The following is a 24,062-nucleotide window of genomic DNA, read 5'->3' on the forward strand; positions in this document are numbered from 1 at the left end:
CATGGCGAACCTGCTCTCCCTGTTACGAAAACGCGCGCCGCGCGCTCAAATGCCCAGTGACGGCAAAGTTCAGATTCTGACTTATCACGGTCGATCTTTCGTGACAGGCCTGCTGTGGCACCCGTTGGGCAGCCTTACCGGCTACATGAAAGAAGCACGCCAGTTCGGTCGCACCCAACAAATGGACATCGTTGCTATCAGGCATACCGAGTCTGTGATTCAGGCTGGATTCGTTTCGCAGAATGACGGTGCAGTCAAAGGCATGTACTCGCTTGCAGCCGCACTCGCTGGGCAGCTGGGCGCATCGTGGCTTGCTGCCTGGAAGATCGAAAATACCGAGGACAGATACGCCTTGGTCGCAGTGTACCGAGGCGCGGTCATCCCGGGCGCTGACCTGGTAGGTAGCAGTGAGGAAATAAAAAAGAAAGTGGCTCAGCAGCTGAGCCGCTCCATGAGCTTCGACAAGATCTTTCTCCCGCCGGAGTTTGGTCGCGGTGGCGAACAATTTGACCCTGAAACATTGTTGCAGCCATCAAACCTCAAGCGCGAATACAAGCTGACACCGCTGGCATTCGGCCTGTCCAGACAGGAGTTGATGAAAGCCGCGGTGATTGGTGCCTTGGTCGTGGCCGGCCTGATTGGGTGGCACCAGTGGAACGAACATAAGCTGCAACTTGCTCGCCAGGCGCAGGAAGCGGCAGAGGCGGCAAGGCAAGCTGAATTGGATGCCCTGAACCAGCGAACAAACGCACCAGTTGTGATCGAGGCGCTTGTACATCCGTGGGTGAAACAGCCTTCTGTCCCAGTATTTCTTGAAGGCTGTAACGGCGCAATTGACCAGTTACCACCGGCAATCGAAGGGTGGTTATTCGTTTCCGCTAAATGCGACGGAACGCTGATGTCGGCCAACTACAACCGCACCGGCAACAGCACCACGATGGCTTTCAGCGCAGCTACGGCGGGCTACTTTGCTGATACGCCAGCGTTTTACGACGAAGGCAACATGGCCGCAGTGAAGCTCACGTTCGAGCTGCCGCTGGCGGGTGATGACGCTCTGAACCCGGCAACGCAAGCTTTGGACAGCATCACTTCATGGCTGCAAGCCCAAGACCTGCAGCCCAAGATCACGGAAGTACCTGTGACGGTTGTCCAGCCACCAGCTTTGCCTGGCCAACCCGCGCCTCCACCACCACCTCCCCCGGATTACCGACACTTCGAAATCCGCTACACGAGCCTGTTGCCGCCAGCGACTGTTCTTCAAGGCGTGCAAAGCACTGGAATGCGCCTGCGTGAAATCAAAACCGACTTTCAAGACGGCAAATTAACCTGGAACGTCATAGGTGACCTCTATGTGCATTAACACTCGCGCCTCAACTCTGCTGACCCTACTGTTGTCGTGCGTGGCTGCCGGCAACATGGCCGTCGCGGCGGATCCATCCCCCAACGACCTCAGTCGGATCAACATTGGCGAGTTGTCCCAGGTGCAGAGTGAAACCTTGCTCTTCACGGCACAGGCGGCGCGAGCTCGTGCCAAGGAAGACATCGTAAACGGGGCCAAAACGACCACGTCCGCGCCGGTTCAGGTTACGCAGAACGCTTACACGACGCCCGCCCCGGCCAGCAACAGCACACCGCAGTTGCCAGTGGTCAAGACCGTGTTCAGGACGAATAACGCTCTATATGCCACGTTGCTGTACGGAAGTGGTTTCGAGGTCGATGCATCAGTTGGCAATGCCGAGTTGCCAGGAGGGTTCAAGGTAATCAGCGTGTCTCTCGACAGCGTTGTACTGGGCCATGACGGACGCCGATATCCACTAGGGTTCTCGACCCGGGCGCCGATTGGTTCGGTCGACGCACCCCAAATGTCACTGCAGACACTCAAGCCTATAGCTCCCGGCCAGCCCTCGGTTACGAGTCCGCTGTCCAGCATGTCGCAGGAGTTACAGCGATGAGCGGCGCGGTACGAATTGAGCCAGACATCAAGGCTGATCCGTTGGCACGCCAGGTCACCCGGCCAACCGCAGTCGTGCAACCGATAACCATCGCCATGCAATCTGACGTGGTCGGAACAGTCCTTACTGCTGAGGGACAGCGGTGGGGGGACATTACCAGCGAGTTGCGTCAGCTGGTTGCCTTGTTGGCACCTGCCCCAGAGGCTGATGAAGCTGAACTGCTCGTCTCGTCTCAGCACATGCACGACCCTTATGTGATGGCATTTATGGACCGCCTGGACAGAGCTGGCGTGCCGTTTCAGACCATCAGCAGCACGCTCAGCGATATCAAGTCTCTGTACCAGAATGCGGGCAAAGCTTTCGCCGGATCTATCGACAGTACCCAGCGCCAACAAGAGGTGATTCGCATCATCGGCGCGGCCCATGGACGCCGTGCTTCCGACGTTCACTTCATCGTTGGCCACGAAATCACCTACATCAAGTTCCGTGAGGACGGTCTCTTGCGGGAATACGGGCAGATCCAGAGCGCCGTAGGTAACGAGCTCTGTTCTTCACTCTTCAACTCAATGTGCGACGTCAAATCTGAGGGCTACTATCAACCGGAATTGAAACAAGATGCGCGCATGGCTCGCACCTTCCTCGATCAATTGGGACTGTCCGGAGCCCGTGTAGCTACACGCCCTCTGGTCGAAGGGCCTTTGATGGTGCTGCGACTGATCTATGACGATCAGGAGAAACAGTCAGTCGACGATCTGGGGTTTCTGCCAGAACAGAATTTGCTGTTCAAGCGGCTGCGAAGCCTTCCTTACGGCGTGATCATATTGACCGGTCCAACTGGATCAGGGAAATCGAAGTCGCTCCAGGTGCAGATCAACCTTCTGGCTGAAGAGTGCAAAGGCACGAAACATATCCTGACCGTTGAGGACCCGCCCGAGTATCCGATGCGTGCAAATCAGTCCCCTCTTGGCAGCAATGAGACATGGGGAGAATCCATTACAAACTCCGTGCGACTCGACCCCGACATACTGATGTACGGGGAGATTCGCGACCTTGAATCAGCTCAGGGGGCACTGCGCGGGGGGATGACCGGCCACCTCGTTTTATCGACTCTGCACACCAACAACGCTGTAGCAGCAATTCCTCGCCTGATCGACATGGGTGCAGATACAAGCCTGGTCACCGACCCAACACTCATTGTCGGTCTTATCAACCAGTCACTCTTGCCAACGCTGTGCAAGAAGTGTCGCGTGCCTGCGCGCAGCCAGATCAGTACCCTGGATCCGCAGCTGGTCGAGAGGCTTGAAAAGATGACCGTGCTCGATCAGGTTTATTTGGCTGGGCCAGGTTGCTCTCTATGCCGTGACGGGGTCAACGGCAGGGTCGCTGTCGCAGAGATTCTTCTCCCGACCCACCGGTTCATGGAGGAGATCCGCAAGAACGGACCAAGCGCAGCGCGCCAGTATTGGGTCAAGCACATGGGTGGTATCACGAAGGTTGCCCACACGCTCATCAAGATCAATGCGGGGCTGATCGATCCGCGCATGGCAGAGGCCGTAGTCGGGCCAGTGGATTTTGACAGCTACATGCTGGATGCCGAGCCACCTGAGGTTGAAGCCCATGCTGAGTAAGGCGATGGACGCCTGGTCAGGGCTTGTAGAAGGCTTTTACAGAAACCAGTTCGGAGGCAATGAGCGTATCCGGCTTTACGAGAGCATGACCGCCCTGCTGGAGAACGGGGTGCCTCTCGACCTGGCTCTTGATCGTATCGGATCGATCTACAGTGACGGTGGCCGCCGTGCTCGACATCCGATTGCCCTTGCCAGCTATGGCATAGGCAAGGCTGTGGACGGCGGCAAGACGCTAGCCCAGGCCTGCCTTAACTGGGTGCCTTATCAGGAGCACGCCGTAATCAGCGCCGGCGAGAAGTCAGGGAACTTGATCCAGGCATTCAGCGACTGCGTGCGGATCATCGAAGCTCGGCAAAAAGTGATGAAGCTGGTGGTCTCAACGGCCTCGTACCCGGTTTTTGTCTGGAGCCTGATGGCCTACTTGCTGAACGTAATCGCCACCCGGGTGGTGCCGGCCATGAGCCGCTCATCCAACCCAGAAGCCTGGTCCGGCGCACCCATGGTTCTGCACATGATCGCCACCTTTGTGACTAACTGGGGACTTCTGACTTTGTGCCTTGTGGTAGTCCTGGTTGTCACCAGTGTCGTCACTCTGCCTTACTTCCGTGGCCCTTGGCGGACAAGGCTGGAGATATTGCCTCCCTGGTCAATCTACAAAGCGCTCCACGGCTCAACGTTCCTCCTCAATATCGCGGTCATGCTGCGAGCAAACATCGATCCGCTCGGAGCGTTGGACACGTTAAAGCGTGGGGCAAATCCGTGGCTGCGTGAACGCCTGGAAGCCGCCCACTACGGGGTTCGGATGGGTAAAAACTTTGGGGAGGCTTTAGATCTTTCCGGGCATGAATTCCCAGACCACGAAGCGATTCAATTTCTGATTGTTCTCTCCACTACGCAGAGCTTCTCGGCTGCAGTGCACCGCTACAGCCTTCGCTGGTTGGAGATATCACTGAAACAGGTCGAGCGTTACGCAAAGACACTGTCCCTCGTATCCATGGTTCTGATCGGCCTGTTGATGATTCTGGTCATGGTCGGGGCCTACAGCATGACCGGCAATGCCACACAAGGCATGACGCACTGAGCACTACACCCGTTACCCACATACCCAGGACCACACACATGCAAAACACCACTCACTCCGCTCGGGCGAACCAGATCGGTTATATCTCGATTGAATTGCTCTTCGTTCTCATCGTTATCCTGATCGGGATGGGCTACGCCCTTTACAACGGTTGGGGCGCGATGGGCAGTTCGGACGTCAACAACGAACAGGGTAACGTCGGTCAATTGATCGCGAACACTCGCAAGCTCAAAGGCAGTACCGGTTACGGAGCGTCAGGGACCGATCTGATCGCCCAGCTCAGCTCGATACGTGGCCTGCCCAATATGTCGTTCTCCAGCGGCAAGCTCTACAACGCCTGGAGTGGCCAGGTCACTGTGGTTGCCAACGGGATGACATTCACCGTGACCGAGGCCGGTTTGCCCCAAGATGCCTGTGTGACACTGGCCACGAAGATTGGACGCGGGCAGAAGGTCACCACCTCTATCAATGGCGGCACAGCTGTGAACGGCGAGGTGAGTTCAGCTGCTGCCACCAGTGGCTGCTCTACTGATAGCAACACGTTGGCTTGGACGGCCTACTGAGCATGAACCCAATTATCGACACGCCTTTTAGTGACCTCTACTTGGGGCCGGATTTTACGGACGTAAAAGGCCTGGATGGCCAGAGCGGACGTGTCGAGGCTCCGGAAAACTGGAAAGAAAGCGCCCTGCTATTACGGGAGGAATGCGCAAAGCATTTTGAAGTGCATCAGGATCCTGAGTTCTCGTTGATCAAAGAAGGAACGGTGCTTCGCGTCACTCAGATACCCGATGCCTTTGGCCAGGCCGTGTTCGTACTGCGCAGATCAAATGCGCAGGTCCGGCAGTTCGACCAATTGGGTTTTCCTGAAGACCTTGTCGAATCGCTGCTTACGAAGCAGGTGCGCGGCCTGGTGATTTTTTGCGGCGAGATTTGCACCGGTAAGACGTCAAGCGCAGCTTCGCTGATCATCGCCAGGCTAAATGCGTGCGGTGGGATCGCGTTGGCTGCAGAGGATCCAGCTGAGACAGATTTGAACGGTCGTCACGGACCTGGTCGTTGCATCCAGATGCAGGTTTCGAGACGCAATGGCGGGTATGAGGAGGCTTTGATGAGAGGCCTCCGCTCTGGCGCGGACATGATGCTTATCGGTGAGATCAGAGACACCCCCACGGCAGTTCAGGCAGTGCGAGCGGCAATCAATGGCCTGTTCATCATCACCACAGTTCACGCGGGAACAGTACCGCAGGCGATCGAGCGAGTAGCGACTCTTGCGGAGCCGGCCATCAGCAACGTCCGATCAATTCTGTCACAGGGTTTGGTAGCTGTAGCTGCGCTTGCCCTCGAAGGTGAAGGCGAAATGCGACATCTGAAGATCCAGAGCCTTTCACTGACTGGACCTGACGGCCCTGGTATTCGAGAGAAGATCCGATCAAATCAAATCGCAATGATTAGCCAGGATGTGGATCAACAATCGAACAGGAGCCTCTGGGGATGAATGTTCTCAAGCATAGCCAGACCAGAAAGAATGGTTTTGTGGTGATCGAGCTGCTCTTCGGCCTGATCATTTTCGCCATTGCGTCGGCCATAGGCGTCTCGCTGATGGCCGACAGGATGGATGCGCAGAACTATCAAATCGCAGCTCAGCAACAGCAGCAGATCGCAGAGGCCGCTTCTAAATACCTGAAGGACAATTTCGCAACGGTCTATGGATCGGCGGGCACAACCACGCCTGCGACGATTACCCCTCAGATGCTACGCAACACCAACTATCTGCCAGCCAGCTTCAGTGACACAAATGCATTCGGTCAGAGCTACGTGGTGCTTGCTCGAAGGGTCAACGTCAACCAGCTCGAATCCATCGTGATCACTACCGGTGGCCAGGCTATCGATGAGATCGGTACCCGGACGATTGCGGAAAATATGGGTGCGCCGGGTGGCTTCATCCCGTTCAACAACACCGGCGTTATCCAAGGAGTACGAGGCGGCTGGCAACTTGCGCTGAGCAACTATGGGATCAACCCAGGCGTTGGCCACACTGCAAGTGCCTTGTTTCTCCAGGATGGCACGCTCTCCAACGAATACCTGTACCGCAACGCCATCCCAGGAAAGCCTGAACTCAATCGCATGAACACGGCGCTCAGTATGGGAGGAAACAATGTCAACGATGTGGCTGCATTGAACGCCTCTGGAACAGTGACGGTTGGAGGTAATGTCGACACTGCTGGGTCAGTGAACGCCGTTGGCAACGTGAGTGCCTCGGGATCTGTCACAGCCCAGGGGAATGTGAGTGCGTCGGGGAGCGTCACAGCCCAGAGCAACGTCATCGCTGCAGGTGATGTATACGCGCAGTCGGTGAATGCCTCGGCCAACCTCACGGGGGCGGCTGCCCGCATATCAGGCGAGACTGTCACAGGCGGTTGGTTTCGCACTCAGGGCGACACCGGCTGGTACAGCGAAAAATGGGGTGGTGGCTGGTACATGAGTGACTCGGACTGGGTTCGGGTCTACGGCGACAAGAGCCTCTACACAGCCGGGAACATCCGGGGTGGGACAGTGACTTCGGAAGGTCGCGCGACCGTCGGTGAATACCTGCAGCTGAATGGCGTTGCAACTGCCGGCACTGCCTGTGCTGCAAACGGTATGGTTGGTCGAACCAGTACGGGTCGATCCCTTTCTTGTGATAACCAGGTCTGGGTGGTGAACGGTTCCAGTGCCCCTACCTGCACGGCAAAAACCATCCCCGGCTACGACGCAAACGACGTCACTACCTACGCTTGCCCAGTCGGCTACACAAAAGTTGGTTGGGACACGGCCGGCTCAGGCCAACGATTCAGCAGTACCCAAGGAATCGTGGTCGGCCAGAACGATTACGCCACCATTTTCTGTTGTCAGTTCTGACCAGGCTCATAACTGTCATCGAGGACGTAGAGTGAACATTTACTGGCTTGCAATGGTGGTGATTACAGCAGTGCTCGGAATGGTTTATGAGAAGTCACACCAGGCAGAACAGAGCTCCCAGACCGTAGAAATCTCCTTGATTGCTCATAACGTCCTCGTCTACAGAAATGCCTTGGCCGAGTATGCCTACGCTCACAAAGCTGCATCAGGAACGGTGGCCGATAACCAGTTGGCACTGCCCACCTGGTACGCGCGTTACCCTGGGGTGGAGGGAGTGATCGATGCTGGACGAAGTTACGCGTTCGTCGGATCCCCTCCTCCCGGTCTTGTTTCAGAGATGATCAATTTGACTGGTGGATCGCTGGCCATCGGCACTGCATCCTCCGGTAGCCTGCTCACACCAAGCTCAGGGTATGTGGGAGTCACGCTGCCCGCGGCAGTTCCAACTGGAGCTGCTGTCGCCTACCAATGAGGAAAGGGTGACATATCGCCTTGGCCTTCAACTACTACCATGCTGCTGGTGCAGTAGCAGGTTGATGGGATTGACGTTGAAAATGAATTGGATAGAGACAAGATACGTTACGACCGCCTTTTGGTTTGGCTCGATGGTCGCCATGTCGCTGCTAGCTGTTGTGGGAGGGATGCAGGGCAATGTCGTGGCGGTAATCTTCGGGGTCATCTCTGCTAGCTGTGGGGCTTTTTTGTTCATGCTGGCCTTCGTCGAGGCTATGGCTGCGAAACACACTCAAGTGACGCCTGGCGATAAGGCCACGATAGAGAAAACAGCTCAGGCCCAACCAGCCGATTAGGAGGTAAGGCCGAAAGTCCGCCCACGCACACTTAGCGCCTCTCTGAGGCTGGATGGATTGGGCTCGCCTGAGTTTATGCAGGCGATCAGTAACCGAACCTTTCACCAGCGCTCGTCTCAGTACTTCACTTTGAAAGTCGGTGAATCCTCCGGTCGCTGACCGCGCCGATCGTACAAACGCGTCGTGCTGATGTTCGCGTGCCCCAGCCAGATCTGCACCTTGGCGATGTCCGCGTCATGCTCGAGCGCATTGGTCGCCGCAGTTGCGCGCAGGCCATGGACCCCAAGCCCGTCGACGCGGATTTGCGCAGCACTGGCCCACTTTGTTACCACGCCATAAACCCCTTTCCCTGTAATCCCGGTACCCGACGTTTTTCCTCGCTGTGAGCGGAACAGCGCGCCAGGCGTAAGCGCTCGATCACCATCGCGCACCAGGTACACGTAGATCCGTTCAGCCGCGACTGGGTGCAGTGGCAGGTAGCGGATCTTCCCGCCCTTGCCGTGGATCCGTAGGTGCTTCACACCGCGGCGCTCCTGCAGGTCGCCCGTCTGCAGCAGACTCAATTCCTCGCGCCTCAATCCGTGGTATAGCAGCACCGCCAGAATGGCCCTGTCGCGCACGCCCTGGAGCGATTCGGCGTCTGGCGCATCAAGCAGCCGCTTGGCCTGGTCGTCGCCCAGAGCTGGTGTCTTGCCCTCGTTGGTTTCCACCTTCGGACGTGCGACCCCATGCACCGGGTTGCCCCCGGCCAGCGCGTTGTTGTTAAGCAGGTAATCGAAGAGGCTGGCCAGCGCCGCCAGTTTGCGCCGGATCGTGGCCCCAGAAAGAGCGCGCCGCTCGAGCTGGGCGCGCCAGGCTAAAACGTGAGACCGGTTCACGGCGCGAAACTCTTCGGCACCGGCCAGGCCGACAAAGCTGCAAAAGTCACGCAGATCGGCCTGGTACGCACGGCGCGTGCGGGGGTTGCGGATATTGGCGAACCACTCGACCGCTGCCGGCACTGAGGCCAATTCCTGGAATTCCAGTGCAGTCAGTCGCCGCTCGCCGGCATTGGCCACCACCAGCTCGCTCACGCATTTCGCTCCGCATCGTGCCGCGCTTTGATGGCCGGCCACTCGGGGGAAGCCATCAACTCGCGGATCAGGCGCTTGTGTTCCGGCTCTGGCACCAGGTGCTGCCAACGCTCCTGCTCCAGCTCCATTTGCCTGACACCGCGCAACTGAGCCTCAATCTTCACACCCGCTGCGCCGAGGCGCGCACGTGCCTGGCACCAGAATCCTTCCGACGTGGTGTATTCGTACAGCGGCACGATGGGCAGCCCGTGCAGTTGCCAAAGATGCCAGAGGACGGCCGAGCCGATGCCCTGTCGCTGACTACCGGGCCTGAGCTCAATCATGTTGATGTACAGCCGGTCGCGCAGCGGATTGATGCTGTAGTCGATCTGACCCACACGCTGGCCATCGACCTGGATGTGATCGACGAAGTCAGTACCGGGAAACACGAAATGACCAGGCTGCGATTCGGTGCGCTCGTTCACCAGGGTGACCGGACGCATCACCACACTCGCGCAGTGCCGTCTACTAAAAAGACCAAGAATCCTGCTGAAAATCTTCATGTGCCCGCCTGAGGTCGAAAGAGCCGATAACGTATTTCTTACGTTGGTAAGGAGCCGTTTGCCCAGCACTGCAACGGGAGCGCCGACCGTCAGCAGCCTGGCCAGCAATGTCAGCACGATAACGGCCAGTCCCGTGACAGCAAGCGTACCTGAGAAGTGGATCAGCACTACCTCCAGGCCAATTAACACAAATAGAACCGCGTTGAGAATCTCGTCAGTCAACTCCCAGAACATATCAAGGTTCTTCTCGGTTTCTTCCGACATGGCATGGGAGCGGCCTTGATTGCCAACGATGAGGCCCATTACCACCATCGCCAGCGGGCTCGAGACGTGCAGATGACTCGCTAAAGCGTAGCCGGCAAGTACTGCGGCCAAGGTGATGAGCACTTCTTCCTGATAGCTGTCGATGCTTTTGAGCATTCGATAGGTGATGTAGCCCAACACCGCGCCAACCAATGCGCCGCCGCCTGCCTCCTCTACCAGTAGTTGTGAGGCGCCTAGCACTGAGGGTGCGTCACCACTGACAATCATCGCCAGGATGAGCGAAAACAGAACAACGCTGACGCCGTCGTTGAACAGGGATTCGCCCGAGATCACCAGTTCGATACTGGCGGGCGCGCCGGCGGATTTCAGAACGCCCATGACCGCGATGGGGTCTGTCGGCGAAATCAGCGCGCCGAACACCAGGCAGTACGAAAGCGGCAGAGCCAGATCGGTGAGCGACAGTAGGGCCCAGATCGCAAAGCCGATACACAGGGTCCTTAGCGATCTGCGAGCAGATGTACAGTCCCAATCCTTCGGAGGGGCTGTCGCGTTTTGTCCGAGTGAAGGGTTCGAAAAGTGAGCCAAGCAGCGCTTCGGGAATAGGCTGTCCAACATTTGTGCACGTTAACTGCAGCGTGCTCTGGTTGACCTGTCCCTTGATCAGGATAGGCCCACCCTTTAGGCCGTGGGCCACAGCATTGGCAATCAGATCGGACATCAGTTGCTTGATCCGGCCTGGATCACATAGCAGGGCCGCCGCACCAGTGTGGTGAAAGACAATGTTTGCTTGTGGATTGGCCAAGAGCACTTCCTGCACCACAGGCTCAAGCGCTCCAAAAATGTCTACAACCCGGCGAAGTCTAATGCTGACATCCCCTCCCAACTGACAGCGCGTAAAGTCTAAAACGTCTTCGATCAATGCCGACATGCTTACAGCGCTCGTTCGGATGGCGTCAGCCAATACTCGGGACGGTTCTCGGAGACATCACCGTGCAAGGCGTCTGCGCTCAGTCTGACGGCACTTAGCGGGGTGCGAAGGTCATGGCTGAGTACCGCGACGAACTGCTCACGCAGCCGCCCAAGTTCGACGGACTCGCCCAACTGCGATTCACTGCGCTGAAGGCGATCATGAAGGTCCAAATTTGAAGCAATCAGTTGAGCAGACAGCTCAAGCGTATTGACGACATTCTGCTCGTTCAGTACGACCGAGGCTGTATCCAGTGCGCATAACGTACCGAAGAACTGCCTGTCAGCTGTGATAATGGGGATTGATATGTGGCTTTGAGCGGATGGAATATCGCTCGGTGCACAGACTGGGTAGTCAGATTGCGTGAGTTCGTAAAACCCCTCGCCATAAACCCATGATCGACGCAGTTGGCGAACCTGATCACACAAGGTCTGCGCGGGAGGGACCACCAATTGCGATTAGCTTCTGAAGGCTTCTGCGCTCCATCAGCGAGGAACGTCCTCAGGGCCTGGAGCGGCAGCTTTAAGAACCGATTATGGCGCATTGGGTTCTTTAGCTGGTTTTTGTGGGGGCGCCCGGAGATTGACGTCGTATGGTTTATGAGGGAGATATATATCGAAATTAGCGAGCTTATGTCTTCTGCATAGACTCGCTAATTTCGATACATACGCCTTGGGCAGCGCCATCACCCAGGCACTGTGGTGGCGAACATGGTTGGTGGCTACATCATCGGCCTGGCTATCGCATTTTTGGCCGCTTCCCCCACAATGAGTCCTGAGTGGTGCCTGCTGATCATCATGGGATTTTGTGGAGGGCGAACTACCTTTTCTACGTTTTGCGTAGAAACAATTGCCCTGATTCAGGAAGGTAGGCTGCTCCGGGCGCTAGGCTCAGTTTCACTACACGTCGTGGGCTCGGTGGTAATGACGGCTGCCGGGCTTGTCCTATCAAATAATCAGCACGCGCTGAGGAGAGGAATATGAAAGGTTTTCTGGTGACTTTCTTTACTCAACAGAATCGTCGCTATCAGGGAAAGATGCTCGGCGACTGGGTCGTTGATTTGGCGAAAGAAATGGGACTGCGGGGTGCGACCCTGTCCACAGGTATCGAAGGCTTTGGGCATACCGGCCGGCTGCATTCCTCGCATTTTTTTGAACTAGCGGATCAGCCTACCGAAATTCGTATGGCCATTACCGAGGACGAATCTGAACAGTTATTCAAGCGATTGGAGCTTGAAGATATCTCGTTGTTTTACATAAAAACCCCAGTTGAGCTGGGCTTCGTCGGAACAGAGGTCACCTAGTTTGGCCCTCTTTCATAAGCGGTGACTCGAAGACGCCTTCGCTTGCCTCGTACTCCGAAACACGATTTTACATTTTGGACAGACCTAGCTAAGATCGGCGCATTGGAGATGGCATTCCTCCATTAACCAACCGCTGCGCCCGTAGCAGCTGATGATGCCTACAGAAACCTGATCAATCAGGTCTGTAGGCGTTCGCGCTCAGATTCCCTTTTTGGTCAGGCACACTTACTTTTTTGTGGCTGGCCAAATGTCTAAATTTCGACGACCTGAACAACTCGACTTACTGCCCTATATAGCGAAATGGCTTGCGCTTGCAGGTCTTGTAGCTCTTTTGGCAGGCTCTGCTTCTGCGTTATTCCTCCTTTCCTTGGATCATGCCACCCAGTGGCGAGAAACCCATCCTTTGGTGATCTGGCTCCTGCCGGTGGCTGGCTTTGCTGTGGGACTTGCATATCACTTGATAGGCAAACCCGTTGATGCCGGAAACAACCTGATCATCGATGAGATCCATGATCCTAAGAAGATCGTGCCTTTGCGCATGGTGCCGATGGTGCTGATTGGAACCGTGGTTTCCCACCTTTTTGGTGCATCTGTGGGACGTGAGGGGACGGCGGTGCAAATGGGCGGTGCCCTTGCCGATCAACTGACGCATGTCTTCCGTCTGCGCCGCGAAGACCGTCGGGTGATTCTCATGGCCGGTATCAGTGCTGGCTTTGCGTCCGTCTTCGGCACCCCTCTTGCCGGGGCTTTATTCGGACTTGAAGTATTGGCCATTGGACGTATGCGTTACGACGCGCTTTTCCCTTGCGTGGTTGCGGCAATCGTTGCTGACCAGGTGGGGCAAGCCTGGGGCGTGGTTCACACGCATTACGTCATTGGCGAAGTGGTTCCGGTGCAGCTGTGGAGCGTCATGGCTGTGGTGGCAGCTGGGATTGTCTTTGGCCTTACCGGCCTGCTATTCGCGACCGCGACCCACAAGCTCGGAGCCTTCGTTAAGCGGCTTATCACCTATTCACCATTAAGACCCTTCGCCGGCGGCCTGCTGATCGCAGTCGTAGTGTGGGCGCTCGGTAGTAACCATTACATCGACGTTGATAAGTACATCGGGCTAGGCATTCCGAGCATCGTCCAATCCTTTCAAATGCCAATGGCCCCTTGGGATTGGCTTGGAAAGATGGTGTTCACCGTTGTCTCCTTGGGCACTGGATTCAAAGGCGGTGAAGTGACACCGCTGTTTTACATCGGCGCCACCTTGGGGAATGCGCTGGCTCCCCTCTTGCACCTTCCCTTCGGCATGCTGGCTGGTATCGGCTTTGTCGCCGTCTTTGCCGGTGCAGCTAATACGCCACTGGCAACCATCGTTATGGCCATGGAGCTCTTCGGGCCCGAGATTGCTCCGCTTGCAGCCATTGCCTGTATCGCAAGTTACCTCGTATCCGGACACACCGGGATCTATCACGCCCAGCGCGTCGGCCACAGCAAGCATCACCGTCCTCTTCCGGAGGAAATCCGGCTCTCTGATATCAAGCAATTTCATGCTCAAAGTGAATCCGCCAGCGAGCGGAAAGTGACTCTTGCGGGGGAAGAGAAATGATTGAACATCACCAAGATCGCCTGACAGCTTTGCAACTCTATTTTCCTGGCGCTAGCCGGGCTCGCGTGACCAGCTTCTGGCACCACCTAAGCGCACCTGCACTAGCCCAGCACCTCCTTAAAGTTGCTCAAAAAGCAAAAATTGAGCAGGTCATGCTCAAGACGATTTCTGCAGGTTATTTGCCAGGCCATCGCATCTCCCATCATCACCCGGAGCTTGGCGATATGCGTCATCCCCAGTGTCTGGAATTGCTAGATACAGAGGACAAGCTGCGCGCATACCTGCGCGACCACGCTGACGAGTTACGCAAAGTGCGAGCAGTTCTTTTCTTATGTGAGTTACCGCTCACTGACGCGTCGTAATTCAGTTTGAAAAAAGCTCGGAAATGAAGAGGTAAGGCCGACCGAAGCGTCGGTCACTCGCGACATTAGAGGATGTAGCTATGAACGGCTTTCAACTGACTTTTTTCACCGAACAGAGTACCAACTACCAGCACCTTCCACTGGGAGAGTGGTTGGTCGAGTTCGCCAAGCGAGAGGGCGCGTTGGGTGCGACGTTGGTGAGCGGTACAGAGGGGCTAGATCATTTGGGGCATTTGCATACGGCGCATTTCCTCGGCGGTGCCGACCATCCCGTCACGGTGACTATATCCACTGATGAAATTGGGTGCGACAGGTTGCTGGAGGCATTGGCCAAGGAGTCGTTTTCACTGAGCTATATCAAATTGCCCATCGAATACGGTCGAGTGGGCCAGGCGAAAAACTAAAAAACGCACCTTGTTGGACAACCAATAAAAAGGATAAACGCCATGTACCGAGTTTATAACCTACGCCCACAGCCAGCCCCCGCTAACTGGGCTCATGACAACAGGCAGCTCCTCGTAGGACTGGTTTTCTGGTCACTTTTTCTGGCCGGCATCGCAGGTAGTCAAAAGGTCTCGAGCGAGGGGTGGTACATCGTCACCTCGCTCGAAGGCGCATTGGTCACGCTGCGTATGCCCAGTGAGAAGTCCTGCAAGGCCGACGTAGCCCAGACCTGCGTACCGGGCTACGAGCTGAGAGCACAGCAACAGTGAGCGCGATGGCGGTTGGCAATCCAAAGATGAGATCGCGAAATGGAGCTCACCGACGTCGGCTCATCAAAATCATTTTAGAGAATTGGGAGACCACATGAGCGCAGTGACGCTGAGCATCGTATTCGGGCTTGTGATGGGCAGGTTTTTCACAGGATCCGTCTATGAGTTCGCCGCGCTTTTCATCGTAAGCGTTGGAGTGTCCTTGCTGACCTTTCATCTGCTAAATCAAAGGCGCGTCAGGCTACAAGCCCAGACGGCGTATTGCTGCTCTGTAATGGTTGCTTCAAACCAAATGATGGAGCTTTTCCAGATGGCAAAAAGAGGGCAGTTCATGCCCTTGGTGGGAGAGATTCCTGAACTAATTATTGGAGGCTTCTTGGTTCCCGCAATTGCGGTGTCGGCAGTGCAGCTGTTCAGGATACTCATGGAGAGCTGACGTCCGACATAGAGGCCTCTCAACAGATTCAAATGGTTAATGACGTTCCCGAATCGTTACTTGGAGAAGATCAATGAAAACGCAAATCCAGGCCATTCATGCACGTGAAATTCTCGATTCACGCGGTAACCCTACCGTTGAAGTCGACGTCACCTTGGAGTGCGGCGCCATGGGCCGGGCTTCAGTACCGTCCGGTGCCTCTACAGGCGCTCACGAAGCAGTTGAGTTGCGTGACAAAGATACACAGCGGTACTCCGGCAAGGGAGTGTTAAAGGCCGTTAGCAATGTGAATACCGAAATACTTGAGTCTCTGAGGGGCATGAATGCGATTGACCAGGAACAAATTGATCATTTGATGATTAAGCTGGATGGAACCTCTGATAAATCCAGGCTTGGAGGAAACGCGATCTTGGGCGTGAGCCTCGCCGTTGCCAGAGCGGCGGCTTCTGCGCTGAACTTGCCCTTGTTCCAATATCTGGGCGGCGAGCAAGCAGCAAGAATGCCCGTCCCGATGTTCAATATTCTCAATGGCGGTGTTCACGCCAACTGGCAAGGCCCTGACTTTCAGGAATTCATGATTGCACCTACAGGGGCTGGCAGTTTCAAGGAAGCCTTTCGTTGGGGCGCTGAGGTGTACCACGAGCTGAAAGTAGTGCTTAAGGACGCCGGCTACTCAACTGCGGTCGGAGATGAAGGCGGCTTTGCTCCGACGCTCAAGAAAAACTCAGATGCCATTGAGCTGATCATCAAGGCAATTGAAAGAGCCGGTTACGCCCCTGGATCTCAGATCGAGATCGCTATCGATCCAGCATCCAGCGGTTTCTATGAAAACGGTCTTTACCATCTGCGTTCGGAAGGTCGTAAGGTCGATGCCCAGGAGCTGATTAGCCTCTATTCCTCTTGGGTCAACAAGTACCCGATTGCGGTACTGGAAGATGGCCTCGCGGAAGACGATTGGGCGGGCTGGAAGCTATTGAATACTGCGCTGGGTGACCGGATCGAGTTGGTTGGAGATGACCTGTTTGTCACCAACGTCGAACGGATCCAGCGAGGCATCACAGAAAACGTCGCCAATGCCGTACTGATCAAACCCAATCAAATCGGAACCCTGACTGAGACCAAGGCCGCCATCGTAATGGCCTATGGGGCAAATTGGGGGGCGATGGTTTCTCATCGTAGCGGGGAGACGGTGGACAGCTCCATCGCTGATCTGACTGTCGCGATGGGGACTGGCCATCTCAAGACAGGAGCTCCATGCCGGGGGGAGCGGGTCGAGAAATACAATCAGTTTCTGCGAATAGAAGAGCATCTTGGCAGCCGTGCGTTTTATGCAGGACATGATGCATTCGTGCGCTGACGGCCTATCGCCGGTAAACCTGTTGGACTGGTTACCGTAAAAAAACGAACCACGTATAGCTGTTGGCAAAAACGTCAGTGGCATTGGCCTTTCCTAGACGCTTGGAGATATGAGCATGAGCTACACGGATATTCCAGCTGGTAACGCGATCCCCGATGACTTCTTCACCGTTATCGAGATTCCTGCAAACCACTCGCCGATCAAGTACGAGGTGGACAAGCCAAGTGGACAGATCTTCGTTGATCGCTTCCTCAGCACGCCGATGTTCTACCCGGCTAACTACGGGTTCATTCCAAATACCTTGAGCGATGACGGCGATCCTTTGGACGTCCTCGTGATTTGCCCTTACCCGGTATCACCTGGCGTTGTCATCCGCAGTCGCCCAGTAGGTGTGATGTACATGACGGACGAAGCTGGTGCGGATGCCAAGGTAATCGCAGTGCCTCATGAAAAACTCAGCTCTATGTACAGCAATGTAAAGGAATGCTCTGACCTCCCTGCGTTACTCCTCGCACAGATTCAGCACTTCTTCGAAAACTACAAAGCGTTAGAGCCGGGTAAGTGGGTGAAAATGGGCCGCTGGGGGAGCGCAGACGAAGCGCGGGAAGATATTCGTAAATCGGTAGCGGCCTATAACCTGAAGAAGGAGGCTTCCAAGTAGTGTTACTCAATCAGAAGAGCGCAGAGCAGGAAATTTCTCTGAAGGTAAGAGAAGACTTTTTGCTGCTGCCGAAAACTGCTGAATTGACGCGCTGGGTAATGGCCCAGTCCACGGGCGAAAGAACATTACCGTATTTCGATCCACTGGATGGCGGCGTCTTCGCAAGGGTATTGATCTTGTTGGAATCGCCCGCTCGAACGGTCAGTCTTCCACGGTATGTCTCAAGAGACAATCCGGGGCCTGCACAACGCAACCTGAAAGGTTTCATTGAGCAGGTTGGACTGGCACGTCACAAAACCGTCCTTTGGAATTTGTACCCTTGGTTACCAGATCTCGATAAGCCCAAGGGTCCGCTCCGCAGAGCGCAAATTGAGGAAGGTATCGAGATGCTGATCACGCTACTGACGCTTTTCCCTGATCTCGTCACTATCGTGTTTGCCGGACGTGTTGCCCAAAAAGCCATACCGCGTGTTCGGCTCGCCTTTCCTAATTTTTCATTGCTGGAAATGCCACACCCAAGTCCCCTTTCTGTTTGCACTCACCCGAATGTTAGGCAGCGCATTTTGTCCACACTGCGTCACGCCAAACAGTCGATCAAGTAGCCAAAGGCTCAGGTTTTGCTCGCCTTGCTCAGCGAGCGGATACACGGCGAGACGAACAAGTTGCCGCGATAGGCACCAGCCAGGGTTTTAGCCGCGACGATCATCCACATGACAGTCAGCATCAACACCAGCACCACGCCAAAGAAGCTAAAGAACGTGAGGTGCAGCATAGAGCCCAATTTGAGGGTTGTTACGGCGTACACTCCCAGCGGAAAGGTGAAGCCCCACCAGCCGAGGTTGAAGGGAATGCCCTCCCTGAAGTAGCGCCCGGTAATTAGCAGCGCCAATACCATCCACCACAATCCCAGCCCCCAGAACAGCACACCACCGATCAAGCCAATGCCCTCGGCTACGCCGCCGATGCTTGCCATTCCATGAGCAGCAAAGATTGCTGGAGCATCGTTGCCCAGCAGCAACATCCCCAAAGCCCCGGTACCGATCGGCCCTAAAGACAGCCAGCTTGATGCTGCCATGCTTTCATGAGGTAGTTTGTGCAGCGCCATGCGCAGTAACAGGATCACCAGTATGCTCAAGGCGACGGGCACCGAGTAGGCCCACAGCACGTAGCTGGTGATGAGCATGGTGAACTGTGCGCTCGCATCAGCGAGGTGAGGAGCCAATAGACCGCCACTGGCGGCAGCCACCTCAGCCGCAACTACTGGCAGCAGCCATACCGCTGTCATCTGATCAATGCTGTGCTGCTGGCGAGTAAACATCATATACGGGATCAGCACCCCGCAGGCCAATGCCATGGTGACATCGATCCACCACAACACTTCGGCTAAAGCGACTACCCCACCCCCCCAGCGTGGCAAACCATAAAGGAGAAAACCGTTGATGATGGTCGCCAATCCCATGGGGATAGTTCCAAAAAACATCGATACAGTGGAGTGGCCGAAGATCTGTTTGGCCTCATCGAAGAACAATACCCAACGGCTCGCGTACATCAGCGTAAACAGGCAAAACAGCACGATATTAAAAAACCACAAGGCTTCCCCTAACGCTTTGGGCCACTGCGCAACAAAGGGCAGTTGGCCCAGAGCCAGCGCCAGAATCCCGGTGCCCATCGTGGCGGCGAACCAGTTGGGTGTGAACTGCCGGATCGCTTCTCGTGGATTGGACAAAGCCGCCAGTGGATGGCTGCCGCCCATTATAGCTGCGAGTCGTGTCTCACTCATTTTCGCGCTCCCGCTTAAGTGTGCCTACAATATGACATGGTTGAAGTATAGCTTGATGGGCATAGCGGTAAAACGGATAGTATAGGTTTACATTACCTATTAAGAAGGTAGATTACTTGAAGCTAAGCCTACGCCAGCTACAAATTTTCTGCGCCGTCGCGCAGCACGGTAGCACCACCAGCGCCGCCATTTCGGTGTCACTGTCCCAATCTGCAACCAGCGCCGCACTGAACGAGTTGGAAAGCGCCTTGGATACCAGGCTGTTCGACCGTGTAGGCAAGCGTTTAGTGCTGAACGATAACGGCCATGCCTTACTGCCTCAAGCCAGAAGGATGCTTGAGAATGCACAACAGATAGAGGCCAGTTTCTTACCCGGCCATGCCGGGCTGAAGACACGCTTGCGGGTAGGATGCAGTACCACGATAGGCAATTATGTTCTGCCATTGATTCTCGGTGAGCTACGTCAATCAACACCACATTTGAGGGTCGATGTCGACATGGCCAACAGCATGGCTATCGCAAGAAGAGTCGCTGATTTCGAGATTGATATGGGCCTGATCGAGGGGCCTTGCCACCTGCCCGAACTCAGTGCCGAGCCTTGGCTTATTGATGAGTTGCTTATTGTCGCAGGCCAACGGCACCCCTTGGCACTAAAGCAGCAGGTCACACTTGATGATCTTCGTACCGCTGAATGGCTACTGCGCGAGCCAGGTTCTGGTACCCGTGAAGAAGTCGAACAATTGCTGCTGCGTCATTTGCACGATCTCGCCGAAACGCGCCAGATCGGCAGTTCAGAGGCCATCAAGCATACCCTCGCACAAGGCATCGGCATCAGTTGCCTGTCCCGCTGGGTCGTTCGGGATCTACTGGCCTCTGAAGTTCTGGTTGAACTGCCGCACGCGTTGCCTGCACTGATCCGACGTTTTTTTCTGATCCGCCACCGGGACAAATACATCTCGCCTGGGCTTGAGCGATTCTGGGAAAACTGCAGTCAATTCGTGAGCCAGGAATAGCTAGACCTATTTATAAAACAGGTAAGAGCTACCAAAACAAGTTGTTTCCGGAATTTATCAACGACGCATAAAGTCAACTCATTGCCCTGCAGCGATGAACGAGTTGTATATGCCAAGGCGCGACTGGGTGCCTTGCTTACCCTATGAGGAAACTCTGATGAATGTGATAAAGAAAACCGTCACAGCCCTGACGTTGGGTGTTGCGTTGGCCGCATCGATGAGCGCGTGGGCCGCGCAAGATCGCTGGACGTTTGACGGCGATATTCACAACAACTCGCTGGCCGTCAGCCCTGATGAAACGACGGCGGTGGTCTCTTACAGTCAGCGTCCAGATGTAGTGGTTTATGATTTGAAAACCGGTAAGGTTCGCCAGGTTCTCACCGGCTACGTCACGCCGCGAAATATTGTGTTTTCGCCAACTGGCGATGTGTTCTACCTCTCCGACAGCAGTTTGGGGGTCGTGCGCAAGATTGACACCAAGACTTTAAAAGTGATCGCAGATATTCCGTTGGGCGCAGGTGCTTTTGGTACCACACTCAGCAAGGACGGAAGCCTGCTCTACGTCAATAATGAAGCGGCCAGCACGCTGTCGGTCATTGACCTTGATCACCAGCGGCCAGTAGCTGTGGTACTTGGCTTCTCCCAACCGCGCCAGGGCATCCGAGTAAGCCCTGACGGCAAAACCGTCTATGTCACCAACTTTCTTGGGGACAAAATTACCTTGGTCGACAGCAAGACCAATACGATTGAAGGTGAGATCACTGGCTTCAACAAGTTGCGCGCCATCTCCATATCGGCGGACGGCAATACGCTGTACGCGGCTAACAGCGGCAGTAACAGCATCGCAGTTGTCGACACTCAAAAACGCGCCATCACAACCACCGTCATGGTTGGCAAAGACCCCTACGGCGCAGCCCTCACTCCAGACGGGCTGCACGTCTACTCGGGTAACCTCGGTGACAACAGCCTTTCAGTGATCGACACCAAAACGCTGAAAGTGACCACCACTGTGACCGGTTTGAAGGCACCCCGCCAAGCCATTGTCTTCACCAAAGACAAGTCGAAGGCGTATGTCCTCAATGAGGACTTGAGTATCTCCACAGTCGATCTCGCCAGCAACAAGGTGGTGTCGACGCTCAAGGCCGACTGATTGAACAGCGCAGGCCTTCATGGGGGCCTGCTGATACTCCACGACCAAGTGAATAATAATGAGTGAAAATGATGAGTCCTGGATGATGGATCGCCGTCGCTCATTGAGATGAGCTAGTGATGCTTGACCGTGAGCGTCGCTTTGCTCAATTGAGGAAGGCACAGGGTCCGGGGGGGGGGAGCCCAGCATTCCAGCAAAAAATGATATCGGGACGTTTTTTCTACGGAATCGAATTAACCTGTTTGTGGCTCGTCTACTATCTGATCGCTTGCCGTTTCAAAAGCAGGTGGGTCTTCTAAAAATTAAAAATGACCAAAGGAAATACATATGTTCAAAAAGATGATTCTCACCGTCGCTGTTGCCGCCAGCTGCATGTCGGGTTTGGCGCTCGCCGATGCGCCAGTCAAGCTTGCTGAAACGGACAAGGGAAAAGTACTCGTAGACGCGAAAGGAATGACTCTTTATACCTTCGGTAAGGACACCTCGGGCAAGTCGGTCTGCAATGGGCCATGCGCTTCAAACTGGCCACCTTTACCGGTATCCGCAGACGCGAAAGCGGGGCATGATTACTCTGTCGTCACTCGAGACGATGGCACAAAACAATGGGCATACAAAGGCATGCCACTTTACAGCTGGGTCAAAGATACCAAGCCAGGGGATACAACCGGTGACGGCGTCAACCAAGTCTGGCACGTTGCCAAGCCGTAACGTCAAATAATTAATAGGCTGGCTTACGCCACTGGCTTTGTCAGTGGCGCAAACCAGAAGAATACACACCTGATATTTTCGCCAACATACAGCCGCCGCGCCTCATAAATCTTTGATGGATCATTTCAACGAAAAATGGGGCCGAGGTACGGTACACCTTGGACGTATTCCTGTAACGCCAGCCTGAGGATTTCGTTTGGCCGGGAGTCTGTGACGATGCGCATGGTGGTTCCATCCAGCCGCCAGTGGACCGATATTCTGAGGCAACGCCAATTAGAACGGTAGGGCATCGTAAATATGCGGGCGAAGGTCTGCTTATGGCCGAAAGCTGCCGTTAATAAGCCGACCAACAGGCGTCGCTTTATTGGTTGGTGCGCATGGCTTACAACTCAAAACAAGGGTATGGTTTTGGGCGTATCAAACCGGCCCGCACAGCGCTACCTTCAGCATCTAACAAACGTACGCTGAGGAGTCGAAACAGTGGAGACTGAACGAGGTGTTGAGGAATGGAACGGTCGATGGTCGATCGTTGCCGGACGTGCTGTATGCACTGGCTGCATGGAAAGCCAAGCGCTGGAAGACAGCGAAAGCCCCTTTCTACATGCCGACACCTGTCCAGCCAGCGATGTGGAAGGTCATCATCCATGGGCAGCGTTGCACCACATCCTCGGCAGTGCGCGTGGGTGAGCTGCCGCTTAGGCCTCGATCACTTCAATTAATACTTCACTTTATAGGTGGGTGAATCCTCCGGCCGGTTCTCCCGCCGATCGTAGATCTTGGTCGTGCTGATGTTGGCATGACCCAGCCAGGCCTGGACCTTGGCGATATCGGCTTCATGCTCCAAGGCGTTGGTGGCTGCCGTTGCTCGGAGTCCATGAACCCCAAGGCCGTCGACCTCAATCCCGGCCTTTTTCGCGTAGGCCGTGACGACGGCATAGATGCCGTTTGCCGTGATACCGGCGCCGGTCAATTTACCTCGCAGCGGCATGAACAGTGGCACCTTCCGTTCGGCCAGATGATGCTCTGAGTTTTCCAGGTACTGATGAATACGCCCGGCTGCGATCGGGTGCAACGGGAGGTATCGCACCTTGCCGCCCTTGCCGTGAACCTTCAGATGCTGAATACCGCGGCGCTCCTGAATGTCGCTCACCTGCAGCAGCGCCGCTTCTTCGCGGCGTAGCCCGTGATAAAGAAGAACAGCCAATAGCGCTCGGTCGCGTTGCCCTTTGAGCGTCGTTTCATCCGGGGCTTCGAGCAGCGCTTTGGCCTGGTGATCGCCCAATGCCGGAGTCTTGCCTTCGTTGCTTTCAATCTTCGGCCGTTTTACTCCGTGCACGGGATTGCCGCCGGCGATTGCATTGCTTTCCAGGAGATGATCAAAAAGGCTGGCCAGCGCGGCCAATTTGCGCCGGATCGTCGCTCCCGCTAAGCCGCGATGTTCTAGCTGGGCACGCCAGGCCAGAACGTGCGATCGGGTCACCACACGAAACTCATCGGCCGAAGCCAAACCGACAAATCCGCAGAAGTCTTCTAAGTCATTTTGGTAGGCGCGTCGTGTGCGAGGGTTGTCGAGGTTGGCAAACCACTCGACTGCGGCCGGCACCCGGGCCAGTGTCTGAAATTCGACTGACGTCAGCCTGCGCTGATCGTTCTGGGCGGTTTTCGTCAGTTCATGCATATCTATCTCTCTGTTGGCACAGCTACGATCACTGATGGTCATCCCAGTCACCAAAGCAACGCGCTAAGCTATCGGCGTACGCAGATCGGA

27 protein-coding genes, 2 pseudogenes and 1 riboswitch are annotated in these 24,062 nt (G+C 55.5%); of the genes and pseudogenes, 22 read left to right on the plus strand and 7 right to left on the minus strand.

Features of this window, described 5'->3' with window-relative positions; all coding sequences use genetic code 11:
- The first annotated feature begins 1 nt into the window (after position 1).
- Genes pilO2 through pilM form a run of 8 tightly spaced genes read left to right on the plus strand, consistent with a single transcriptional unit; the run spans position 2 to position 8,034 of the window.
- Complete coding sequence (pilO2, locus tag POR16_RS20505) at positions 2-1,360, plus strand: type 4b pilus protein PilO2 (RefSeq protein WP_003425003.1); 1,359 nt, start codon at positions 2-4, stop codon at positions 1,358-1,360.
- Positions 1,350-1,952 carry a type IV pilus biogenesis protein PilP gene (gene pilP, locus POR16_RS20510; RefSeq protein WP_003425006.1) on the plus strand — a complete coding sequence of 201 codons (603 nt, stop codon included), beginning with the start codon at positions 1,350-1,352 and terminating at the stop codon, positions 1,950-1,952. Before pilO2 ends, pilP begins: the two co-directional genes overlap by 11 nt.
- Entirely contained in the window at positions 1,949-3,580 is a 1,632-nt protein-coding gene (locus POR16_RS20515) for a GspE/PulE family protein (RefSeq protein WP_003425008.1), read from the plus strand. The genes pilP and POR16_RS20515 overlap by 4 nt, the downstream gene beginning before the upstream one ends.
- Positions 3,570-4,661, plus strand: coding sequence for a type II secretion system F family protein (locus POR16_RS20520; protein WP_003425010.1), 1,092 nt, complete (start codon positions 3,570-3,572; stop codon positions 4,659-4,661). The genes POR16_RS20515 and POR16_RS20520 overlap by 11 nt, the downstream gene beginning before the upstream one ends.
- Positions 4,662-4,699: 38 nt before the next feature.
- Entirely contained in the window at positions 4,700-5,224 is a 525-nt protein-coding gene (locus tag POR16_RS20525; RefSeq protein ID WP_003317566.1) for a type 4 pilus major pilin, read from the plus strand.
- Between the two features lie 2 nt (positions 5,225-5,226).
- The gene (locus POR16_RS20530; protein WP_029571627.1) at positions 5,227-6,159 is read left to right on the plus strand and encodes an ATPase, T2SS/T4P/T4SS family; all 933 of its coding nucleotides are present in this window, start codon (positions 5,227-5,229) and stop codon (positions 6,157-6,159) included.
- Positions 6,156-7,562, plus strand: coding sequence for a shufflon system plasmid conjugative transfer pilus tip adhesin PilV (gene pilV / locus POR16_RS20535; protein WP_005895508.1), 1,407 nt, complete (start codon positions 6,156-6,158; stop codon positions 7,560-7,562). Before POR16_RS20530 ends, pilV begins: the two co-directional genes overlap by 4 nt.
- A 31-nt stretch (positions 7,563-7,593) precedes the next feature.
- Positions 7,594-8,034 carry a type IV pilus biogenesis protein PilM gene (pilM, locus tag POR16_RS20540; RefSeq protein ID WP_020342594.1) on the plus strand — a complete coding sequence of 147 codons (441 nt, stop codon included), beginning with the start codon at positions 7,594-7,596 and terminating at the stop codon, positions 8,032-8,034.
- A 27-nt stretch (positions 8,035-8,061) separates the two neighbouring features.
- Here the strand turns inward: pilM and POR16_RS20545 are convergent, their stop codons facing one another.
- The 5 genes and pseudogenes from POR16_RS20545 to POR16_RS20570 form a co-directional block, all read right to left on the minus strand.
- Positions 8,062-8,271 carry a hypothetical protein gene (locus POR16_RS20545; protein WP_154216775.1) on the minus strand — a complete coding sequence of 70 codons (210 nt, stop codon included), beginning with the start codon at positions 8,269-8,271 and terminating at the stop codon, positions 8,062-8,064.
- 216 nt (positions 8,272-8,487) lie between these two features.
- Positions 8,488-9,444 (minus strand): tyrosine-type recombinase/integrase, encoded by a 957-nt coding sequence (locus tag POR16_RS20550; protein WP_005895504.1) that lies wholly within the window; start codon positions 9,442-9,444, stop codon positions 8,488-8,490.
- Positions 9,441-10,865, minus strand: coding sequence for a cation:proton antiporter (locus POR16_RS26695; protein ID WP_229616349.1), 1,425 nt, complete (start codon positions 10,863-10,865; stop codon positions 9,441-9,443). The genes POR16_RS20550 and POR16_RS26695 overlap by 4 nt, the downstream gene beginning before the upstream one ends.
- Positions 10,807-11,178 (minus strand): annotated as a pseudogene (locus POR16_RS27170) (sensor histidine kinase); the annotation flags it as partial. The pseudogene POR16_RS27170 and the gene POR16_RS26695, both read right to left, overlap by 59 nt.
- Positions 11,179-11,180: 2 nt before the next feature.
- A complete protein-coding gene (locus POR16_RS20570; protein WP_020356656.1) occupies positions 11,181-11,666 on the minus strand; it encodes a histidine kinase dimerization/phospho-acceptor domain-containing protein in 486 nt (161 codons plus the stop codon).
- A gap of 240 nt (positions 11,667-11,906) precedes the next feature.
- Here POR16_RS20570 and POR16_RS20575 point away from each other — a divergent pair.
- The 10 genes and pseudogenes from POR16_RS20575 to POR16_RS20620 all read left to right on the plus strand — a co-directional run.
- Positions 11,907-12,186, plus strand: a pseudogene (locus POR16_RS20575) (fluoride efflux transporter CrcB); the annotation flags it as partial.
- A 10-nt stretch (positions 12,187-12,196) separates the two neighbouring features.
- Positions 12,197-12,520 (plus strand): DUF190 domain-containing protein, encoded by a 324-nt coding sequence (locus POR16_RS20580; protein WP_005895494.1) that lies wholly within the window; start codon positions 12,197-12,199, stop codon positions 12,518-12,520.
- A gap of 95 nt (positions 12,521-12,615) precedes the next feature.
- Positions 12,616-12,688: riboswitch (Fluoride riboswitch) on the plus strand.
- Between the two features lie 79 nt (positions 12,689-12,767).
- Positions 12,768-14,114: a voltage-gated chloride channel family protein gene (locus POR16_RS20585; protein ID WP_005895492.1), complete on the plus strand. Its 1,347-nt coding sequence runs from the start codon at positions 12,768-12,770 to the stop codon at positions 14,112-14,114.
- Positions 14,111-14,476: a hypothetical protein gene (locus POR16_RS20590; RefSeq protein ID WP_005895490.1), complete on the plus strand. Its 366-nt coding sequence runs from the start codon at positions 14,111-14,113 to the stop codon at positions 14,474-14,476. The genes POR16_RS20585 and POR16_RS20590 overlap by 4 nt, the downstream gene beginning before the upstream one ends.
- 80 nt (positions 14,477-14,556) lie before the next feature.
- Positions 14,557-14,880, plus strand: coding sequence for a DUF190 domain-containing protein (locus tag POR16_RS20595; protein WP_003425060.1), 324 nt, complete (start codon positions 14,557-14,559; stop codon positions 14,878-14,880).
- A 42-nt stretch (positions 14,881-14,922) separates the two neighbouring features.
- Positions 14,923-15,189 carry a hypothetical protein gene (locus POR16_RS20600; protein ID WP_005895487.1) on the plus strand — a complete coding sequence of 89 codons (267 nt, stop codon included), beginning with the start codon at positions 14,923-14,925 and terminating at the stop codon, positions 15,187-15,189.
- Between the two features lie 94 nt (positions 15,190-15,283).
- Positions 15,284-15,625: a hypothetical protein gene (locus POR16_RS26180; RefSeq protein ID WP_003317535.1), complete on the plus strand. Its 342-nt coding sequence runs from the start codon at positions 15,284-15,286 to the stop codon at positions 15,623-15,625.
- Positions 15,626-15,698: 73 nt separating this feature from the next.
- Positions 15,699-16,982: a phosphopyruvate hydratase gene (eno, locus tag POR16_RS20610; protein WP_005895484.1), complete on the plus strand. Its 1,284-nt coding sequence runs from the start codon at positions 15,699-15,701 to the stop codon at positions 16,980-16,982.
- Positions 16,983-17,097: 115 nt separating this feature from the next.
- Positions 17,098-17,643: an inorganic diphosphatase gene (gene ppa, locus POR16_RS20615; RefSeq protein ID WP_003317533.1), complete on the plus strand. Its 546-nt coding sequence runs from the start codon at positions 17,098-17,100 to the stop codon at positions 17,641-17,643.
- The gene (locus POR16_RS20620; RefSeq protein ID WP_003317532.1) at positions 17,643-18,245 is read left to right on the plus strand and encodes a uracil-DNA glycosylase; all 603 of its coding nucleotides are present in this window, start codon (positions 17,643-17,645) and stop codon (positions 18,243-18,245) included. The genes ppa and POR16_RS20620 overlap by 1 nt, the downstream gene beginning before the upstream one ends.
- Positions 18,246-18,253: 8 nt before the next feature.
- Here the strand turns inward: POR16_RS20620 and POR16_RS20625 are convergent, their stop codons facing one another.
- The gene (locus POR16_RS20625) at positions 18,254-19,423 is read right to left on the minus strand and encodes a TDT family transporter (RefSeq protein WP_029571626.1); all 1,170 of its coding nucleotides are present in this window, start codon (positions 19,421-19,423) and stop codon (positions 18,254-18,256) included.
- 116 nt (positions 19,424-19,539) lie between these two features.
- Between POR16_RS20625 and POR16_RS20630 the strand changes: the two genes are divergently transcribed.
- From POR16_RS20630 to POR16_RS20645, 4 genes are all read left to right on the plus strand, one after another.
- Positions 19,540-20,436, plus strand: coding sequence for a LysR family transcriptional regulator (locus POR16_RS20630; RefSeq protein WP_005895477.1), 897 nt, complete (start codon positions 19,540-19,542; stop codon positions 20,434-20,436).
- A 157-nt stretch (positions 20,437-20,593) separates the two neighbouring features.
- A complete protein-coding gene (locus POR16_RS20635; RefSeq protein ID WP_005895475.1) occupies positions 20,594-21,586 on the plus strand; it encodes a beta-propeller fold lactonase family protein in 993 nt (330 codons plus the stop codon).
- Between the two features lie 327 nt (positions 21,587-21,913).
- On the plus strand, positions 21,914-22,294 hold the full coding sequence (locus POR16_RS20640; RefSeq protein ID WP_005895472.1) for a COG4315 family predicted lipoprotein: 381 nt from the start codon (positions 21,914-21,916) through the stop codon (positions 22,292-22,294).
- A 480-nt stretch (positions 22,295-22,774) separates the two neighbouring features.
- Positions 22,775-22,981 (plus strand): hypothetical protein, encoded by a 207-nt coding sequence (locus POR16_RS20645; RefSeq protein ID WP_074996485.1) that lies wholly within the window; start codon positions 22,775-22,777, stop codon positions 22,979-22,981.
- 28 nt (positions 22,982-23,009) lie between these two features.
- On the opposite strand, the gene POR16_RS20650 is transcribed toward POR16_RS20645, so the two are convergent.
- Positions 23,010-23,972 carry a tyrosine-type recombinase/integrase gene (locus POR16_RS20650; RefSeq protein ID WP_029571625.1) on the minus strand — a complete coding sequence of 321 codons (963 nt, stop codon included), beginning with the start codon at positions 23,970-23,972 and terminating at the stop codon, positions 23,010-23,012.
- Positions 23,973-24,062: the final 90 nt, after the last annotated feature.

This window comes from Pseudomonas coronafaciens pv. oryzae str. 1_6, from assembly GCF_000156995.2.
Classification (GTDB): domain Bacteria; phylum Pseudomonadota; class Gammaproteobacteria; order Pseudomonadales; family Pseudomonadaceae; genus Aquipseudomonas; species Aquipseudomonas tremae.

What these genes read in the sequence shown, in the direction of transcription:
- pilO2 (WP_003425003.1), top strand. Translation starts at nt 2, where the DNA reads ATGGCGAACCTGCTCTCCCTGTTACGAAAACGCGCGCCGCGCGCTCAA.
- pilP (WP_003425006.1), top strand. Translation starts at nt 1,350, where the DNA reads ATGTGCATTAACACTCGCGCCTCAACTCTGCTGACCCTACTGTTGTCG.
- POR16_RS20515 (WP_003425008.1), top strand. Translation starts at nt 1,949, where the DNA reads ATGAGCGGCGCGGTACGAATTGAGCCAGACATCAAGGCTGATCCGTTG.
- POR16_RS20520 (WP_003425010.1), top strand. Translation starts at nt 3,570, where the DNA reads ATGCTGAGTAAGGCGATGGACGCCTGGTCAGGGCTTGTAGAAGGCTTT.
- POR16_RS20525 (WP_003317566.1), top strand. Translation starts at nt 4,700, where the DNA reads ATGCAAAACACCACTCACTCCGCTCGGGCGAACCAGATCGGTTATATC.
- POR16_RS20530 (WP_029571627.1), top strand. Translation starts at nt 5,227, where the DNA reads ATGAACCCAATTATCGACACGCCTTTTAGTGACCTCTACTTGGGGCCG.
- pilV (WP_005895508.1), top strand. Translation starts at nt 6,156, where the DNA reads ATGAATGTTCTCAAGCATAGCCAGACCAGAAAGAATGGTTTTGTGGTG.
- POR16_RS20545 (WP_154216775.1), bottom strand. Translation starts at nt 8,271, where the DNA reads ATGAACAAAAAAGCCCCACAGCTAGCAGAGATGACCCCGAAGATTACC.
- POR16_RS26695 (WP_229616349.1), bottom strand. Translation starts at nt 10,865, where the DNA reads ATGTTGGACAGCCTATTCCCGAAGCGCTGCTTGGCTCACTTTTCGAAC.
- POR16_RS20580 (WP_005895494.1), top strand. Translation starts at nt 12,197, where the DNA reads ATGAAAGGTTTTCTGGTGACTTTCTTTACTCAACAGAATCGTCGCTAT.
- POR16_RS20585 (WP_005895492.1), top strand. Translation starts at nt 12,768, where the DNA reads ATGTCTAAATTTCGACGACCTGAACAACTCGACTTACTGCCCTATATA.
- POR16_RS20590 (WP_005895490.1), top strand. Translation starts at nt 14,111, where the DNA reads ATGATTGAACATCACCAAGATCGCCTGACAGCTTTGCAACTCTATTTT.
- POR16_RS20595 (WP_003425060.1), top strand. Translation starts at nt 14,557, where the DNA reads ATGAACGGCTTTCAACTGACTTTTTTCACCGAACAGAGTACCAACTAC.
- POR16_RS20600 (WP_005895487.1), top strand. Translation starts at nt 14,923, where the DNA reads ATGTACCGAGTTTATAACCTACGCCCACAGCCAGCCCCCGCTAACTGG.
- POR16_RS26180 (WP_003317535.1), top strand. Translation starts at nt 15,284, where the DNA reads ATGAGCGCAGTGACGCTGAGCATCGTATTCGGGCTTGTGATGGGCAGG.
- eno (WP_005895484.1), top strand. Translation starts at nt 15,699, where the DNA reads ATGAAAACGCAAATCCAGGCCATTCATGCACGTGAAATTCTCGATTCA.
- ppa (WP_003317533.1), top strand. Translation starts at nt 17,098, where the DNA reads ATGAGCTACACGGATATTCCAGCTGGTAACGCGATCCCCGATGACTTC.
- POR16_RS20625 (WP_029571626.1), bottom strand. Translation starts at nt 19,423, where the DNA reads ATGAGTGAGACACGACTCGCAGCTATAATGGGCGGCAGCCATCCACTG.
- POR16_RS20635 (WP_005895475.1), top strand. Translation starts at nt 20,594, where the DNA reads ATGAATGTGATAAAGAAAACCGTCACAGCCCTGACGTTGGGTGTTGCG.
- POR16_RS20640 (WP_005895472.1), top strand. Translation starts at nt 21,914, where the DNA reads ATGTTCAAAAAGATGATTCTCACCGTCGCTGTTGCCGCCAGCTGCATG.
- POR16_RS20650 (WP_029571625.1), bottom strand. Translation starts at nt 23,972, where the DNA reads ATGCATGAACTGACGAAAACCGCCCAGAACGATCAGCGCAGGCTGACG.